The following is a 16,280-nucleotide window of genomic DNA, read 5'->3' on the forward strand; positions in this document are numbered from 1 at the left end:
AAAAGCCCGCGAATTCGCGGGCTTTTTTGCGTTGAACTGCGCGTCTCAGTCGTTGTCGAGCGTGCGCTGACGCAATTCCTGCAATTGCGATTCGACGACCGTGGCGTCTTCGGCGTCCGGGCGCTCATCGAGATAATGTTCGAGATCTTCGAGCGCAGGACGCAGATAGTCGAGCCGCGCGTAGGCGAAACCGCGGTCGCGCACTTCCTCGATGCTGTACGGCAGCAGGATCACGAGCCGTTGCTGGATGCCGAGCAGGCGCTCCCAGCGCTCGGTCTGCAAATACACCGACTTCAGATTGCGCAGCATGCGCGCCACGATCTCGCGCCGCGTGGCCGGTTCGAGCAGCATGCGCAGCGCGCGCGCCACCGAATCGCCCGCGCTCGCCACATAGGGCTCGAGCATCTCGACCATGTCCGACTCGGTGAGCGCGCGGCCCGTGGTCGGGTCGAGCATGGCGTCGCCGTCGGGCAGCGAGACGCGCAGCAGGAAATGCCCCGGAAACGACACGCCCTGCACCGGCAGCCCGAGCTGGCCCGCAATCTCCAGATAGATCACCGCGAGGGAGATCGGAATGCCGCGCCGGCGGCGCAGCACGACGTGCAGATGGCTGTTGTCGGGATCGAAAAAGTCGTTCAGATTGGCCGCGAAACCCATCTCGCGGAAGAACACGCGGTTGAGCAGCGCGACCTGCTGGCGCACGTCGGCACCCTCGGGCATGCGCTTGCTGATGCGCAGCGCCAGCTCGTCGATTTCGGCCAGCGTGCCCTGCAGATCGAGGTCCGGGTAGGCGTCCTGCGCGATCGACAGCGCCGCTTCGGTAAGCGGCAGGCTGTCGTCTTCGGCAACGAGCGTGCTGAAATAATCCAGCACCCGCGTGTTCATCGTCATCACTTCGTGCGCCTCTTGAAGTATGCGTATTTGAAGCCCATCAGCCACAGCATACCGAAATATAGCGCCGCAAACAGAACCAGGCAGGCTGCGAGCAAAGCGATGCGCGCGAGCGGTTCGTGCCGCAGGCCGATCCAGTCGTAGCTGATCGAGCACCAGTGCATCGCCCCTGCCAGCACGAGGCATGCCCCGAGCAGTTGCACGAAGAACGGAGTCCAGCCCGACGACGGCATATAGATGCCGCGGCGGCGCAGGCCGATAAAGAGCAGCAGCGCGTTCATGCAGGCGCCGAGGCCCACCGAGAGCGTCAACCCCGCGTGCGAGAAGATCGGCACGAAGATGTAATTACTGATCTGCGTGGCGATCAGCACGCCCACGCCGATCTTCACCGGCGTCTTGATGTCCTGGCGCGCATAAAAACCGGGCGCGAGGATCTTGATCAGAATGAGGCCGACGAGACCCACGCCGTACGCGGCGAGCGCGCGGCCCGTCATGATGACCGAAGTGGCGTCGAACTTGCCGTAGTGGAACAGCGTGGCCGTGAGCGGCTCGGCGAAGAAAAACAGCGCAACCGCCGACGGCGCGGCCAGCAGGAACGTCACGCGCAGACCCCAGTCGAGCAGCGCGGAATATTCGTGCGGATCGGCGTCGACGTGCGCTTTCGAGAGGCTCGGCAGCAGGATCGTGCCGAGCGCCACGCCCAGCAGGGCCGTGGGAAATTCCATCAGGCGGTCGGCGTAATTGATCCACGAGACCGCGCCCGGACCGAGCCGCGAGGCGATATTCGTATTGATGATCAGGCTGATCTGCGCGACCGAGACCGCGAACATGGCGGGCATCATCTTCGCGAGCACGCGCTTGACGCCGCGATGCGCGAGCGCCTTGAGCGGATTCAGGCCGATGCGCGGCATCATGTCGATGCGCTTCAAACCCGGCAACTGCACGATGAACTGCAGCACGCCGCCCACGATCACCGCCCACGCGAGCGCGTAGACCGGCTGCTTCATGTGCGGCGCGAACGCCACCGCCGCCGTGATGAACGACACGTTGAGCAGCACCGGCGCGAACGCGGGCAGCGAGAACTGCTTGTACGTGTTCAACACGCCCGAGGCCAGCGACGTCAGCGAAATGAACACGATGTACGGAAACATGATGCGCGTCATCACGACGGCAAGCTGATACGCCTGGCCGTCGCTCTTGAGGCCCGAGGCGACCACGGTCACCACGAACGACGCGCCGACAATGCCGAGCAGCGAGAGCACGGCGAGCACCCAGGCGAGCACCGTCGAGGTGGCGTCGACGAGCGCGCGCGTGGCGTCGTGGCCTTGCTGGTTCTTGAACTCCGCGAGGATCGGCACGAAAGCCTGCGAAAACGCGCCTTCGGCCGAGATGCGGCGCAGCAGGTTGGGAATGCGAAACGCGACGTAGAAGGCGTCGGTGTACTGACTCGCGCCGAAAGCTCGGGCGATCAGCGTTTCGCGGGCCAGTCCGGTCACGCGCGACAGCAGCGTGAAGCCGCTGACCGTCAGCAGGGCTCGGAATAGATTCATGGGGCGCTTATTATACGGGTGCCGTCAGTCACGCCGGCGATGCGCGGCGTCAAGGATGCCACGGCGCGATCCGACACCATGGCGAGCCCATTCTGACCGCTGTGCGGGCGCAGCGTTCGCCGCAATCCCGTCGATTTCTGCGCTCGGCGCGCCGGATTTTCCGCCGCCTTTCCCGGCTCACCGACCGGTCCCGTCGCCCGCCCATCGACGCGCGATTGCCATGCCTCTGATTTCGTTGCTATAATTCGCGGTTTCGGGTTGCGTCAGCGATTCGAAAAGAAACTCGCGCGCCTTGGAAAGGAAGCGCAAAGCAGCGGTTCGATCCGCCCCCTTTGCGGTTTGGCACAAGAGGCGCAGCTGGCAAAGCTGTTCTGCCGGCAAATACCGTTTTGCGTGACGAATTCCCCTCGGGGTTTTCCTCGGCGCAAATCCAGGCACAGAGCGCTGCATTATCCGGTCGAACACCGGCGCACGCTCCTGAAACATCAGGAACCAACATGGCAAATACCGCACAAGCACGCAAGCGCGCCCGTCAGGCGACCAAGCAAAACGCACACAACTCGGCACTGCGCTCGAAGTTCCGCACCGCAATCAAGGCTGTTCGCAAGGCAATCGACGCCGGCGACAAGGCAGCGGCTGCTGAAATCCTGAAGGCATCGGGCAAGACGCTGGACATCATTGCAGACAAGAAGATCGTCCACAAGAACAAGGCAGCTCGTCATAAGAGCCGTCTGGCTGCTGCCATCAAGGCAATGGCCTGAGCGATTCGGGAGCTTCCCGTTTCCGCTGAATGAAAAACCCGCTTCGGCGGGTTTTTTGTTGTCCGTACGTTTCGCGTCGCCCTTTCGCCCATCCACTTCGCGCGGGCGCAAAAAAACCCGCCGCGGCGGGTTTTTAGGTTGGGCGGCGCAAGCGCGCGAGCATGACGCTCAGCGACCGGTGCCCTGCTGCGTGGCGTGATCGTGCGGCAGTTCGCAGGCCTCGGTCACCACGAGGTCGTTGTCCTTGGCGAAATTCAGCACGAAGTTGAAGGCCATCGGCTCGATGTCTTTCAGACGCGAATCGAGCACCACCACCTTGAGATCGCCGATCATGGTCGGCCGCACATAGAGCGAGTAGCGCAGATAGGCGTTCGGGCCGCGCGCATTGGCCGACGCTTTCGGGCCGAAGCTCGACATCACGCCCGCCAGACGCTCCGACCAGTCGCTCGGTCGAAACTTCTTCCCCTTGCTGGTAATGCCTTGAATGAAGTATTCGGTAGGAGCGTCGTCGGCCATGTAAGGGTCCTGTGTAACTGCGCGGCGCCGCGTACGTCGTGCGGCTGAAACAAGGGCACGAGCGCGCCGCCGTCCGCGCTGTTCGCGCTGCTTTCGCGGGTCTCCAGCCCCGGACGGTTCGCCCGATGGCCGCGCGCAAGGACAGTCCGATGGAAAGGGGAGCCGCCGACCGCGCATGGCGACCCGCGCGGCGTCTCGCATTCGCCAGACGTCTGGGGCCCACGCACAGGCCGCTCCCGCGGGCCTTGCGTGATACGCCGAAAGCCCGCCGTCGTGCCTGAGAAATCGACAAGATTATAGCGCAGCAGCTCTTTTGACGCACCGCACACAAGGGGCTTGACACCGTGTCGCGGCGCGGCGATCGGCCGATGCGACACCCTCGCCGCCCGCCGGCCGGCGGTTTTGGGCGACTCGTCAAATTGCGCAAAATCCTTTATGCTGCATTGACTTACCACCAACCGCAGCGGCGTCGCCGGCCCAATCCTGCAGTTCGAGGCCGGATCGGGCGCCGTTTTCGTTTCATGACCTCCCGGACCATACGCCATTACCTCCAGTTCAAGGATTTCTCCCTTGACGATTATGAATATGTGCTGGAGCGCGCGCGCATCCTGAAGCGCAAGTTCAAGAACTACGAGACCTATCATCCGCTGCACGACCGCACGCTCGCGATGATCTTCGAGAAGAACTCCACGCGCACGCGTCTGTCCTTCGAAGCAGGCATCTTCCAGCTGGGCGGCCACGCCGTGTTCATGAACACGCGCGACACGCAGCTCGGTCGCGGCGAGCCGATCGAAGACTCGGCGCAGGTCATCTCGCGCATGGTCGACATCATCATGATCCGTACGTTCGGCCAGGACATCATCCGCCGCTTCGCCGAAAGCTCGCGCGTGCCGGTCATCAACGGTCTGACGAACGAATATCACCCCTGCCAGGTGCTGGCCGACATCTTCACGTTCTACGAGCTGCGCGGTCCGATCCGCGACAAGACCGTGGCGTGGGTCGGCGACGCCAACAACATGCTGTACACGTGGATCGAAGCCGCGGAAATCCTCGGCTTCAAGCTGCGCATTTCCACGCCGCCGGGCTATCAGCTCGATCCGGCACTCGTCGCGGCGGAAAGCAAGCCGTTCTTCGAAGTGTTCGACGATCCGAACGACGCCTGCACGGGCGCCGATCTGGTGACCACCGACGTGTGGACCAGCATGGGCTTCGAGGCCGAAAACGAAGTGCGCAAGAAAGCCTTCGCCGACTGGTGCGTGGACGCCGACATGATGGCCCGCGCCAACGCCGACGCCCTCTTCATGCACTGCCTGCCCGCGCACCGCGGCGAGGAAGTCAGCGCCGAAGTGATCGACGGCCCGCAGAGCGTGGTCTGGGACGAGGCAGAAAACCGCCTGCACGTCCAGAAGGCGCTGATGGAATTCCTGCTGCTCGGCCGCCTGAACCACTAAGCGCCACGGCCGGTCTCCCGGCGCGCGCCGCAGCGAAAGCGCGGCGCGCGGCCCGTTTGGTGTCAAAATACTGTTTTCCGCGCGTCGGGGCCGCCGATGCGCACAGATCTCACCCGTTACGGATTCACCATGAGCGATATCAAGAAAGTCGTGCTCGCCTACTCCGGCGGCCTCGATACCTCCGTCATCCTGAAGTGGCTGCAGGACAACTACGACGCCGAAGTCGTCACGTTCACGGCCGACATCGGCCAGGGCGAGGAACTCGAGCCGGCGCGCAAGAAGGCGCTTCAGCTGGGCATCAAGCAGGAAAACATCTTCATCGACGACCTCCGCGAAGAGTTCGTCCGTGATTTCGTGTTCCCGATGTTCCGCGCCAACGCGCTGTACGAAGGCGAATATCTGCTCGGCACCTCGATCGCGCGTCCGCTGATCGCCAAGCGTCAGATCGAAATCGCCCGCGCGACCGGCGCGCAAGCCGTCTCGCACGGCGCGACCGGCAAGGGCAACGACCAGGTTCGCTTCGAACTCGGCTACTACGCGCTCGAACCGGGTATCAAGGTCATCGCGCCGTGGCGTGAATGGGATCTGCTGTCGCGCGAAAAGCTGCTCGCCTACGCCGAAAACGCCGGCATCCCCATTGACATGAAGCATCGTCAGGGCGGCGCGCCCTACTCGATGGACGCGAACCTGCTGCACATCTCGTTCGAAGGCCGTCACCTCGAAGATCCGAAGGCGGAAGCCGAGGAAGACATGTGGCGCTGGACGGTGTCGCCGGAACAGGCACCGGATGCGGCCGAATTCGTCGACATCGAGTACGAGCACGGCGACCCGGTCGCGATCAACGGCAAGCGCATGACGCCCGCCGAGATCCTCACGGAACTGAACCGCCTCGGCGGCAAGCACGGCATCGGCCGTCTGGATCTGGTCGAAAACCGCTACGTCGGCATGAAGTCGCGCGGCTGCTATGAAACGCCGGGCGGCACGATCATGCTCAAGGCGCACCGTGGCATCGAATCGATCACGCTCGACCGCGAAGTCGCGCACCTGAAGGACGACCTGCTCGCCCGCTACGCCTCGCTGGTCTACAACGGTTACTGGTGGGCGCCGGAGCGTCAGGCGCTGCAAGTGCTGATCGACCACACGCAGAAGAACGTCAACGGCTGGGTGCGCGTGAAGCTCTACAAGGGCGGCGTCTCGGTCGTCGCGCGCGACTCGAAGGACACGCTGTTCGACAAGACCATCGCGACCTTCGACGACGACGGCGGCGCCTACAACCAGGCCGACGCCGGCGGCTTCATCAAGCTGAACGCGCTGCGCATGCGCATCGCCGAAAACGCACGCCGTCAACGCGGCAAGTAAGCGGTTTCCGCTTCGCTCGCGTTAGTCGCAAAATTCGCGTCATGAAAAAACCGCCCTTCGGGGCGGTTTTTTTTCGTCCTCAACTCGCGCGTGCCAGCGGTTATTCCACGCTTATTCCACGCTCATTGCACCGTTTCACCGAGACGCCGCGCAAGCGACTTCAGCAACGGCGCGACGCGTTCGCGGAACACCTCCGGTCCCATCGACGAGGCCGGACCGCTACAACTGAGCACCAGCCAGCGCCGCTCGCGCGGCTCGCGAAACGGCACCGCCACGGCGTTGACGTCCTCGTGCCAGTCGCGAAACGAATAGCAGACGCCTTCTTTGCCGAAGGTGTCGATCTCACGCTTCGCGGCTTCCACCAGCGCCGCGCCCTCCGCGCCCGCGGCCTTTTCCAGCTCGGCGAACAGCGCCGCGCGCACGTCGAGCGGCTGCACCGCGAGGTACGCGCGCCCCATCGAACTCGTCAGCATCGACAGTCGCGAGCCGGAAGCAAGGCCGAGCGTCAGCGCCGTTTCGCTGCGGATGGTCTCCAGATAGATGACGTCGAGGCCGTCGCGGCAGCCGAGCGACACCGCCGCGCCCACTTCCCGCGCGAACGCGCGCAGATGAGGCCGCGCAAGTTCGAGCGTGTCGGTGCCGGAAAGCAGCGCGAAGCCCAATGACAGCACACCCGCGTCGAGCGCATATTTGCCCAGCGACTCGTCGAAACGCAGATAGCCGAGCACCGTCAGCGTGTACGCAAGCCGGTTGACGGTGGCCTTGGGCAGACCCGTGCGCTCGACGAAATCGCGATTGCCGAGCAGCGTCTCGCCGGGCCGGAAGGCGCGCAGCAATTCGAGCCCGCGTGCGAGCGCCACGACGAACTTGCGCTCGTCGATCGGCCCCGACGCCAGCGTGGTCGCAAACGATGACGAGCTGTTCATTTCAGATGCAGACATAAGCGGGCTAGTGATACACTAAAGTCAATTTGCAAAACATTGTTCCGCTTAGCGGAACCGAAGTCAAGCGCAAATTGCCCATTTCAAGGTTACGAGAGTAAGAAGGAGAGACGCCATGGCCGCAAACGCCCAGTTCCATTGGGAAGATCCGCTGCTGCTCGACCAGCAGCTCACCGAAGACGAACGCATGGTGCGCGACGCCGCGGCAGCCTACGCGCAGGACAAGCTCGCGCCGCGCGTGGTGGAAGCGTTCCGTCACGAAAAAACGGACGCCGCGATCTTCCGCGAGATGGGCGAAATCGGCCTGCTCGGCCCGACCATTCCGGAGCAATACGGCGGCCCGGGCCTCAACTATGTCGCCTATGGCCTGATCGCACGCGAAGTCGAACGCATCGACTCGGGCTATCGCTCGATGATGTCGGTGCAATCGTCGCTCGTGATGGTGCCGATCCACGAATTCGGCACGGAAGCGCAAAAGCAGAAGTATCTGCCGAAGCTCGCGACCGGCGAATGGATCGGCTGCTTCGGCCTCACCGAGCCGAACCACGGTTCCGATCCGGGCAGCATGGTCACGCGCGCGAAGAAGGTCAACGGCGGCTACTCGCTCTCGGGCGCGAAGATGTGGATCACGAATTCGCCGATCGCCGACGTGTTCGTGGTCTGGGCCAAGCTCGAGGAAGACGGCAAGGACGACATCCGCGGCTTCATTCTGGAGAAAGGCTGGAAAGGTCTCTCGGCACCCGCGATCCACGGCAAGGTGGGCCTGCGCGCCTCGATCACGGGCGAAATCGTGCTCGACGAAGTGTTCGTGCCGGAAGAGAACATCATGCCGGGCGTGAAGGGCCTGCGCGGACCGTTCACCTGCCTGAACTCGGCTCGCTACGGCATCGCCTGGGGCGCGCTGGGCGCGGCGGAGTCGTGCTGGCACACCGCCCGTCAGTACGTGCTCGACCGCAAGCAGTTCGGCCGCCCGCTCGCCGCGAACCAGCTGATCCAGAAAAAACTCGCCGACATGCAGACGGAAATCACGCTCGGCCTGCAAGGCTGCCTGCGTCTGGGCCGCATGAAGGACGAAGGCACGGCGGCGGTCGAGATCACGTCGATCATGAAGCGCAACTCGTGCGGCAAGTCGCTCGACATCGCGCGTCTCGCGCGCGACATGCTCGGCGGCAACGGCATCTCGGACGAGTTCGGCGTGGCGCGCCACCTCGTGAACCTCGAAGTCGTGAACACCTACGAGGGCACGCACGACATCCACGCGCTGATTCTCGGCCGCGCGCAGACGGGCATTCAGGCGTTTTTCTAAGCGCCGCTTCGAAGCCGGTGCGCACTGCGCACTGACTCGCGCGCATAAAAAACGCCGCACGGTCATCAGACGTGCGGCGTTTTTCGTTGGCGGCGACGCGGCCGCCGCGCTTACTTGTTCGGCTGCGGCGTGAGACGCAGATACGGACGCAGCGCCTTGTAGCCCTTCGGAAATTTCTGCTTGATGACTTCCTCGTCCTTCAGCGACGGCACGATCACCACGTCGTCGCCCTGCTTCCAGTTGCCGGGCGTGGCGACCTGATAGTTGTCCGTGAGCTGAAGCGAGTCGATCACGCGCAGGATTTCGTCGAAGTTACGACCCGTACTCGCCGGATAGGTGATGATGAGGCGCACTTTCTTCTTCGGATCGATCACGAACAGCGAGCGCACGGTGAGCGTTTCGTTCGCGTTCGGATGGATCATGTCGTAGAGCGTGGAGACCGTGCGGTCGCCGTCCGCGAGGATCGGGAAACCGACGCTGGCCGCCTGGGTCTCGTTGATGTCCTTGATCCACTCGTTGTGCGACTCGGCGCTATCGACCGACAGCGCGATCGTCTTCACATTGCGCTTCTCGAACTCGTCCTTGAGCTTCGCCGTCAGGCCAAGCTCGGTCGTGCAAACCGGCGTGAAATCGGCCGGATGCGAGAACAGCACGCCCCAGCTGTCGCCGAGCCAATCGTGAAACTTGATGCGACCCACGCTCGAATCCTGCTCGAAGTCGGGTGCGATATCGCCAAGACGTAGACTCATGGTGCGGTTTCCTTTGAACATGGTGAGGCGGCGCGAGGCTCGAACCGCCAGGTTGATCAAGAGATTTCGAGACATTGAAGCATACAGGGCGATGTCGCGCGCCCGAACGAACATCGGGTCAGACTGGTATGAGTTTTTGTAATTTTGAGCCGAGTCAGGGAAACTTTACGTGCCAGATCAAATCCATGATCATTCGTCATCTACGTTTCGTGTGCGTCATGCGCAACGCGAACACACCGTACGCGCAGGCCGATCGGCCTGCCGTCAGGTCTTCTGAAGGCCTTCGCAGGGTCTTTGCGGTGTGCTCGCAGGAACGAATCGTGCGAATTCGGGCGTCGTGGCGGCGCGTCACGCTTGCCAGCGCCCGTATCTTTGTTACGATTCACGCGTAATGTGACACGATGGGAGCCAGTCAATGTCAGAGGTCAATAAGGAGAGGCTGATGTCCGATATCAAAACCGTCCTCGCGGATGCCGAGGACCTGCTCAAGCAAGCAGCGAGCGCCACCGGCGAACGCGCTTCGGAGCTGCGTGAAACGGCCCTCTCGCGCCTGAAACAGGCCAAGGAAAAAGCGGCCGACGTTCAGGTCGTGGTGGTCGAGAAAGGCAAGAAGGCGGCACGCGCCACCGACGATTACGTCCACGAACATCCGTGGACGTCGATCGGCATCGCCGCAGGTGTGGGCGTGCTGGTCGGTTTGTTGATCAACCGCAAGTAAAAGACAACGAACACAGCACGGTCACGCGGGTTGCCAGCGAGCGGCTTAAGTCTGCACATCCAAAGCGTCCGGAGATGCTCCGGCACACGGCGGATGCGAACCTGACGGCCTCTCGCTTTGCTCCACGCTCGCACGGCTCGACGCCCGCAGCGATATCTTCTCGACCGCGCCAGCGCTTCCCGCGCATTCGTTAGCCGGCAGGCCGGTGCAGTGCACCGGCCTGTCTTTTCTGGGCGCAATCTTTGCGTCACGCCGGTTGCGTAGCCGCCTGGCTTTCAGTCGGCGCGCCGCCGCCCCAGTCAGCGGCGTACGTCCCTACGCCGGAGCACCCGCCCTTGCCATGACAGACACTCAATCGCAGCGACACGAACATGGACCGGTGCGCCGTCTTCTCGGCTCCGCGTTCGCGATCATCCAGACGCGGCTCGAGCTGATCGGCATCGAGCTGGCCGAAGAAAAGGAGCGCCTGCTCGGCGTGCTGTTCCTCGGGCTGGCCGCGATGATGCTCGCCACCATGGCGCTGATCGCCCTGACCGCGCTGATCGCCATCGCGTTCTGGGACACCTGGCGCTGGCAGGCACTGGCCGGCATCACGCTCGTGTATGCGCTCGCGGCACTCGTCTGTGCGCTCAAGGCGCGTCAGGGCCTCCGCACCGCGCCGATGGTGTTTCAGGCGACGCTCGAAGAATTCGAGAAGGACCGCGAGATCCTTCGCAAACCATAGATTCACGTTCGCCTGCGCTCGTTCGCGTTCGTTCGAGTTCGTCCACTACCCGCCGCAAATCGAAGCCGCAAATCGAAGCCATGAGCCAACCTCGACCGGATAACGCCTTTCGCCCCTCGCGCGCACGTGGCCGCGACCTGTCTACGCCGCAGTTGCGTGCGCTGCGCAAAGAACTGCTGATCGTGCGCGCCAGCGTCGAGCGCGCCGAGATGGCCGAGTCGCTCGTCGAGCTGCGCGAAGCCGTCACGCACTTCAGCTGGCTGCGCTTTCTCGTGCCGGGCTTTGCCGGATCCAGTGGCGGCGCAAGCGCTGCCGGCCTGGGCGCCGGGATCGGCGGACTGCTCAAGCAGTATCCGCTGCTGAGTTCGCTCGCCTCGCTCGTGCTCGCCAAGCCGCTGCGCGAAAGCGTGGCCTCGGCCGCACGCCCCGTCGTCAAGTGGGGCGGCCTCGCCTTCACGGCGTGGGAAGCCTGGCGCATCTGGCAGCAGGTGCGCCGTCAGCGCAGCGCGCCGCAAGGCGGCTCGCGCCGCTATGCCTCGGAAGAAGACGATCTGACGGGCTGAGGCCCAATCAGACCGGTGCGCGATCGGCGAGCACTCAGCATGTGAGATCCACGTGCATCCGCCTGCCATCTGCGTGCGCTCATCGATCCCTCCAGCAATCCCGCACGACCGTCGCACCCGCGTTTGCCCCGGCGACGCGGTTACCGCGCGTGCCGGCCGCATCCAGCAGGAACGTTCCACACGCGTCGTCGCGCATTGGCCCGCTCTCGACCGGCGCGGCGGCGATGGCGTACGCGCCGATCGCATCGTCGGCGGGCAATAACGTGAGCCGATAGACCGCGCGCCCCGCGGGCGGCGCCTGATCCATGCCCGCAGGCAGCGCAGCTACCGATGGACTCCGTGCATCGACGAACTGCGCGGCGCGATAGAGCGCCGCCGCCGCGTCGATCCGATGCCCGCGCGCGATCTGATTGCGCCAGCCCGGCACCGCGAACGCCGCGACAATCGCCGCTGCGGCAAGCGCGATCATCATCTCGAGCAATGTGAACGCGCGACCGTTGCGTGTCATCTCCCCTCCTCTCTTCGCGTCCTCAGAATGGCCGCGTCACGATACGCCGCCAATGTTGTTCGACTCGCGTGCCATCGAACACGACCTGCATCTGCAACCAGCTCTGCGCGTTCTCGGTGGCACCGTAGCCGCGTGCTGTGACGAGATACGCGCGCGCCTCGGGCCGCGTCGCGATGCGCCACGGTTCGACCAGGCATTGCGGCGGCCGCACCGAAGCTGGCCATGACGCAATGGGCGTGGCCGCTTGCGCTGCGAAGGTGTCGCTACGCTTCCAGCCAGCGGGCTCGCCCGATTGCGCAGGGGTCGCGCTCGCGGCAGCCGTTCCGTCGATCAGCGTCCGCGTGCAGGCGATGAGCGCGGCATCGGCGGCATGAAACGCCTGCAAATGGTCGGCCATGCCCGCCGCGCTGCGCGCCTCGAACAGCGACGACTCGAACCATGCCGCCGACGTGACGAGCATCGTCGACACGATCACGAGGACGACGGGAAGCGCCACACCGCGCTCGCGCACAGAGCGCCCAACGCAGCCGTTTGCGTCGCGCATCATGAAGACGATCCCGAAAGCACGTTGCGCACGGCCACGTGCCGCCAGAACGCCTGGCGCGCGCGCCCGTCTGTTGCGGCGACACTGGCACCGTCGCAATCGACATAGCGCGTGCGACGCGCCAGCGGCGCGCCACGCACGAGCACGCACAGATCGACCGCGATCACCGAATTCCACTGTTCGCGCGCAAGCGCCGAGGCGTCGAGCGCCTGTGCCGCACCGGCAAGCCAGTAGCGCAACCGCAGACGTTCGACGCCTTCCACCAACGGTTGCGCGGTCCCAACCTTCCCCGAGCCTTCGCAGTAAAGCTCGGGCTCGCCCGTCGAACTGCTCGCCTTCGCGTGAAAGCGGTTGAGCACTTCGCTGCCGTTGGCGCCGACGGCCTGGCCGAGGCAATCGGTGATCTGTCCGTTCGCCGACAGCCACGTGGATTCGCCATCGCCCTGGTAACGCAGCGCAAGTCCGTCCGAGCGATTGGACAGCACTTCGCAGGACGGATTGGCGTCCGTGCCCGCGACTCTCCCTCCTGCGCAGCCGAACAGCGGCGGCCCGGCGAGCCCGTCTGAAGCATCGGCGGACACGAAGCCCGCCATCTGAATCTGCTCGCCGATCAGCATGAGCGCGTTCACGCCCGCTTCGTGGATGCGCGCCGCGTCGGTGCTCCACGCGAATGCCTGGCGCTGCGAACGATACGCGGCCAGCGCACCCGCCATCACGACGAGACTCAACGCGACCGCAATCGTAAATTCGAGCAGCGTGTGGCCACCCGTCATCCGTCTGCGCTTGGGCCGGATCGCGCGCTTCATTTCGCGAACGCCAGCGACAGACAGCCGCGCGGCGCTTGCACGCCAACGCTGCCCTCGCATCCCGCAGCGGCCTGTTGCGAATCGGGCGCGGCTTCGTCGCGCTGGGCCGTCCACATGAGCGTTGCAAGCGATGCCGCGCCGCCCGCGCTCGTCACCGTGACGCGCGCATCGGGCAACAGCGTGGAAGCGCGCGACTTCCAGAGCTCGGACGCAGGCGCACCAGTCTGCGCGGCTTCGGCGAGCGCGTCAGCCAGAAACGCCGCCCGCGTGCGCGCCGCCGACGCCATGGTGTGCCGTGCGAGACCGAGCTGGGCATTCAGCAACCCCAGCCCGCACATCGTCATGAGCGCCATTGCGATAACGACTTCGAGCAAAGCCACGCCACGCGTCGATCCACGCGGGCCTCGATGGACGGTCCGCCCGCTCATGACGCCGCTCCGCACGCACCCTCGCTCACACGCGCACGACCGCCCGCCGCCACCCGCAGGCAACGGCGCCAGGCGGCGCTGCGCATCGACGCCGTCGTCACGCGCGGCGCGATGTCGAAATTACGCAGGCTGCCGATGGTCTGCCCCGCCGGCGGCGTGAAAGTCAGCGCGGTAAGCGTGGAAGCAATGGCGATCTCGTCGAGCGCCGGCTGTGCGCGCAGCAGCACGTTCGCGCCCGCCTGCTCCGCCACGACCGCCCAGCCGCACGACCAGTCCGCGAGTCCGGACGGGCAGGCTTTGCCCGTGGCGAGGCAACGGCGCGCCGCGTCGATCCGGCACACGGTAATGCGCGTCTTGCGCCGGATCGCCTCGCTGCGCGCATAGGAGAAAGTGCCGAGCAAAGCGTTCGCGCGTGCATCGACCTGGTCGCGCATGCGCCACGCCGCGAACGTAGGCACGGCCGCGGTGACGCAGGTCGCGAACAGCACGATCACGGCCATGGTTTCGAGCAAAGTGAAGCCGGCGCATTTCATCTGCAATCCTGATTTTTCGGGGATTGCAATCACTCTAGAGGCGAAACGAAACCGGAACAATTAGCCGAACGGCTAGCTGTTGCGCACGCGTCTGGCTCGCGACAATGCAAGCATCACGAACCACAGCGGCAACAAAAGGGAGAAAGCGATGCGAGTAACGGCAAGCGTTACAGCGAGGCGGGCAATACGGGTGAGGCGCGCGCGTTCAGCGCTTTTTCGGCGGCGTGGCGGCACCGCTCGCGCGGCGGAATTCCTCGATCACATCCTCGAATTCGGAGACGTCCTCGAAGCGCCGGTACACGGACGCAAACCGCACGAACGCGACCTTGTCGAGTTCGCGCAACTCGCCCATCACGAGCTCGCCGAGGCGCTCGCTGCGCACCTCGCGCTCGCCGCTGCCGAGCAGTTGATATTCGATACGGGCGACCGCCGCGTCGATCGCGTCGGCCGCAACGGGCCGCTTGCGCAGCGCCAGTTGCATGCTCGCCATGATCTTGCGGCGGTCGAATTCCGTGCGGCTGCCGTCCTTCTTGACGATCGCCGGCATCGCCAGCTCGACCCGCTCGTACGTCGTGAAACGCTTGTCGCAGGCCGGGCAGCGGCGGCGGCGCCGGATCGCGGCGCCGTCCTCGGACACGCGAGAGTCGACCACTTGCGTGTCTTCATGCCGGCAGAAGGGGCAGCGCATACTGGCTTAACGCAGGGCTTAACGGTAGACCGGGAAACGCTTCGTCAGCTCCGAGACCTGCGCCTTCACGCGCTCGATCGTCGCTGCGTCTTCCGGGTTGTCCAGCACATCGGCGATCAGATTGCCGACCTGCTCGGCTTCCTTCACGCCGAAGCCGCGCGTGGTCATCGCCGGCGAGCCCAGACGGATACCGCTCGTCACGAACGGCTTTTCCGGATCGTTCGGGATCGCGTTCTTGTTCACGGTGATATGCGCCGCGCCCAGCACCGCTTCCGCAGCCTTGCCGGTGATGTTCTTCGCGCGCAGATCGACCAGCATCACGTGGCTTTCCGTGCGCCCCGAAACGATACGCAGACCGCGCTTGACCAGCGTTTCAGCCAGCACGCGCGCGTTCTCGACCACTTGCTGCTGATAGGTCTTGAACTCCGGCGTCGCGGCTTCCTTGAACGCCACGGCCTTGCCCGCGATCACGTGCATCAGCGGACCGCCCTGAATGCCCGGGAAGATCGCCGAGTTGATGGCCTTTTCGTGCTCGGCCTTCATCAGGATCACGCCGCCGCGCGGGCCGCGCAGGCTCTTGTGCGTGGTCGTGGTGACGAAGTCGGCGAACGGCACCGGGTTCGGGTAGACGCCCGCGGCGATCAGGCCCGCGTAGTGCGCCATGTCGACCATGAAGTACGCGCCGACGGCCTTGGCGACCTTGGCGATGCGCTCGAAGTCGATGCGCAGCGCGAACGCCGAGGCGCCCGCGATGATCAGCTTCGGCTTCGTTTCGTGCGCGCGCTTTTCGAGCGCGTCGTAGTCGATGTCTTCGTTGGCATCGAGCCCGTAGCTCACAACGTTGAACCACTTGCCGCTCATGTTGAGCGCCATGCCGTGCGTGAGGTGGCCGCCTTCGGCGAGGCTCATGACCATGATGGTGTCGCCCGGCTTCAGGACGGCGAAGAACACGCCCTGGTTGGCCTGCGAGCCGGAGTTCGGCTGGACGTTGGCGGCTTCCGCGCCGAACAGCGCCTTGACGCGGTCGATCGCGAGCTGCTCGACGATATCGACGTTTTCGCAGCCGCCGTAATAACGCTTACCGGGATAGCCTTCGGCGTATTTGTTGGTGAGCTGCGAACCCTGCGCGGCCATGACGGCGGGCGAGGTGTAGTTTTCCGACGCGATGAGCTCGATGTGCTCTTCCTGGCGGCGGTTCTCGAGTTCGATCGCGGCGAAGAGTTCGGGATCGACGTTGGCGATGG

At 64.6% G+C, this 16,280-nt stretch carries 19 protein-coding genes; 7 read left to right on the top strand and 12 right to left on the bottom strand.

Going from position 1 to position 16,280, the window contains the following annotated elements; translation table 11 throughout:
* Positions 1 to 45: 45 nt before the first annotated feature.
* Both BMY06_RS26500 and murJ read right to left on the bottom strand, forming a co-directional pair.
* Positions 46 to 891 carry a SirB1 family protein gene (locus BMY06_RS26500; RefSeq protein ID WP_065065231.1) on the bottom strand — a complete coding sequence of 282 codons (846 nt, stop codon included), beginning with the start codon at positions 889 to 891 and terminating at the stop codon, positions 46 to 48.
* Positions 891 to 2,441 carry a murein biosynthesis integral membrane protein MurJ gene (gene murJ, locus BMY06_RS26505; RefSeq protein WP_074986257.1) on the bottom strand — a complete coding sequence of 517 codons (1,551 nt, stop codon included), beginning with the start codon at positions 2,439 to 2,441 and terminating at the stop codon, positions 891 to 893. The genes BMY06_RS26500 and murJ overlap by 1 nt, the downstream gene beginning before the upstream one ends.
* A gap of 497 nt (positions 2,442 to 2,938) precedes the next feature.
* Between murJ and rpsT the strand changes: the two genes are divergently transcribed.
* A complete protein-coding gene (rpsT, locus tag BMY06_RS26510) occupies positions 2,939 to 3,202 on the top strand; it encodes a 30S ribosomal protein S20 (RefSeq protein WP_065065233.1) in 264 nt (87 codons plus the stop codon).
* A gap of 168 nt (positions 3,203 to 3,370) precedes the next feature.
* On the opposite strand, the gene BMY06_RS26515 is transcribed toward rpsT, so the two are convergent.
* Entirely contained in the window at positions 3,371 to 3,718 is a 348-nt protein-coding gene (locus BMY06_RS26515; protein WP_065065234.1) for a DUF3579 domain-containing protein, read from the bottom strand.
* Between the two features lie 521 nt (positions 3,719 to 4,239).
* Between BMY06_RS26515 and argF the strand changes: the two genes are divergently transcribed.
* Both argF and BMY06_RS26525 read left to right on the top strand, forming a co-directional pair.
* Positions 4,240 to 5,169, top strand: coding sequence for an ornithine carbamoyltransferase (gene argF / locus BMY06_RS26520; protein ID WP_065065235.1), 930 nt, complete (start codon positions 4,240 to 4,242; stop codon positions 5,167 to 5,169).
* Positions 5,170 to 5,298: 129 nt separating this feature from the next.
* Entirely contained in the window at positions 5,299 to 6,528 is a 1,230-nt protein-coding gene (locus tag BMY06_RS26525; RefSeq protein ID WP_065065236.1) for an argininosuccinate synthase, read from the top strand.
* A gap of 122 nt (positions 6,529 to 6,650) precedes the next feature.
* On the opposite strand, the gene BMY06_RS26530 is transcribed toward BMY06_RS26525, so the two are convergent.
* Positions 6,651 to 7,454, bottom strand: coding sequence for an IclR family transcriptional regulator (locus BMY06_RS26530; protein ID WP_110327927.1), 804 nt, complete (start codon positions 7,452 to 7,454; stop codon positions 6,651 to 6,653).
* A 130-nt stretch (positions 7,455 to 7,584) separates the two neighbouring features.
* Between BMY06_RS26530 and BMY06_RS26535 the strand changes: the two genes are divergently transcribed.
* Entirely contained in the window at positions 7,585 to 8,775 is a 1,191-nt protein-coding gene (locus tag BMY06_RS26535; RefSeq protein WP_065065238.1) for an acyl-CoA dehydrogenase, read from the top strand.
* 110 nt (positions 8,776 to 8,885) lie between these two features.
* On the opposite strand, the gene BMY06_RS26540 is transcribed toward BMY06_RS26535, so the two are convergent.
* The gene (locus tag BMY06_RS26540; protein ID WP_065065246.1) at positions 8,886 to 9,524 is read right to left on the bottom strand and encodes a peroxiredoxin; all 639 of its coding nucleotides are present in this window, start codon (positions 9,522 to 9,524) and stop codon (positions 8,886 to 8,888) included.
* Positions 9,525 to 9,939: 415 nt separating this feature from the next.
* On the opposite strand from BMY06_RS26540, the gene BMY06_RS26545 reads away from it, so the two are divergent.
* From BMY06_RS26545 to BMY06_RS26555, 3 genes are all read left to right on the top strand, one after another.
* Entirely contained in the window at positions 9,940 to 10,242 is a 303-nt protein-coding gene (locus BMY06_RS26545; protein ID WP_027817793.1) for an ElaB/YgaM/YqjD family protein, read from the top strand.
* A 340-nt stretch (positions 10,243 to 10,582) separates the two neighbouring features.
* Positions 10,583 to 10,966, top strand: coding sequence for a phage holin family protein (locus tag BMY06_RS26550; protein WP_065065239.1), 384 nt, complete (start codon positions 10,583 to 10,585; stop codon positions 10,964 to 10,966).
* Between the two features lie 80 nt (positions 10,967 to 11,046).
* Complete coding sequence (locus BMY06_RS26555) at positions 11,047 to 11,529, top strand: DUF3318 domain-containing protein (RefSeq protein ID WP_074986261.1); 483 nt, start codon at positions 11,047 to 11,049, stop codon at positions 11,527 to 11,529.
* A 79-nt stretch (positions 11,530 to 11,608) separates the two neighbouring features.
* Here BMY06_RS26555 and BMY06_RS26560 read toward each other — a convergent pair whose 3' ends face one another.
* The 7 genes from BMY06_RS26560 to glyA form a co-directional block, all read right to left on the bottom strand.
* Positions 11,609 to 12,037, bottom strand: a complete 429-nt coding sequence (locus BMY06_RS26560; RefSeq protein ID WP_074986263.1) for a type IV pilin protein — start codon at positions 12,035 to 12,037, stop codon at positions 11,609 to 11,611.
* A gap of 22 nt (positions 12,038 to 12,059) precedes the next feature.
* A complete protein-coding gene (locus BMY06_RS26565; RefSeq protein ID WP_231957764.1) occupies positions 12,060 to 12,533 on the bottom strand; it encodes a pilus assembly PilX family protein in 474 nt (157 codons plus the stop codon).
* Between the two features lie 47 nt (positions 12,534 to 12,580).
* Complete coding sequence (locus BMY06_RS26570; protein ID WP_080180365.1) at positions 12,581 to 13,387, bottom strand: PilW family protein; 807 nt, start codon at positions 13,385 to 13,387, stop codon at positions 12,581 to 12,583.
* Positions 13,384 to 13,767 (bottom strand): type IV pilus modification PilV family protein, encoded by a 384-nt coding sequence (locus BMY06_RS26575; RefSeq protein WP_124260744.1) that lies wholly within the window; start codon positions 13,765 to 13,767, stop codon positions 13,384 to 13,386. Before BMY06_RS26575 ends, BMY06_RS26570 begins: the two co-directional genes overlap by 4 nt.
* A gap of 44 nt (positions 13,768 to 13,811) precedes the next feature.
* Complete coding sequence (locus tag BMY06_RS26580) at positions 13,812 to 14,348, bottom strand: GspH/FimT family pseudopilin (RefSeq protein ID WP_074986268.1); 537 nt, start codon at positions 14,346 to 14,348, stop codon at positions 13,812 to 13,814.
* 205 nt (positions 14,349 to 14,553) lie between these two features.
* Positions 14,554 to 15,036 carry a transcriptional regulator NrdR gene (gene nrdR, locus BMY06_RS26585; protein WP_028220157.1) on the bottom strand — a complete coding sequence of 161 codons (483 nt, stop codon included), beginning with the start codon at positions 15,034 to 15,036 and terminating at the stop codon, positions 14,554 to 14,556.
* 18 nt (positions 15,037 to 15,054) lie between these two features.
* The gene (gene glyA / locus BMY06_RS26590; protein WP_074986269.1) at positions 15,055 to 16,278 is read right to left on the bottom strand and encodes a serine hydroxymethyltransferase; all 1,224 of its coding nucleotides are present in this window, start codon (positions 16,276 to 16,278) and stop codon (positions 15,055 to 15,057) included.
* Between the last annotated feature and the right edge of the window lie 2 nt (positions 16,279 to 16,280).

The organism is Paraburkholderia tropica (assembly GCF_900109265.1).
GTDB classification, from domain to species: Bacteria; Pseudomonadota; Gammaproteobacteria; order Burkholderiales; family Burkholderiaceae; genus Paraburkholderia; species Paraburkholderia tropica.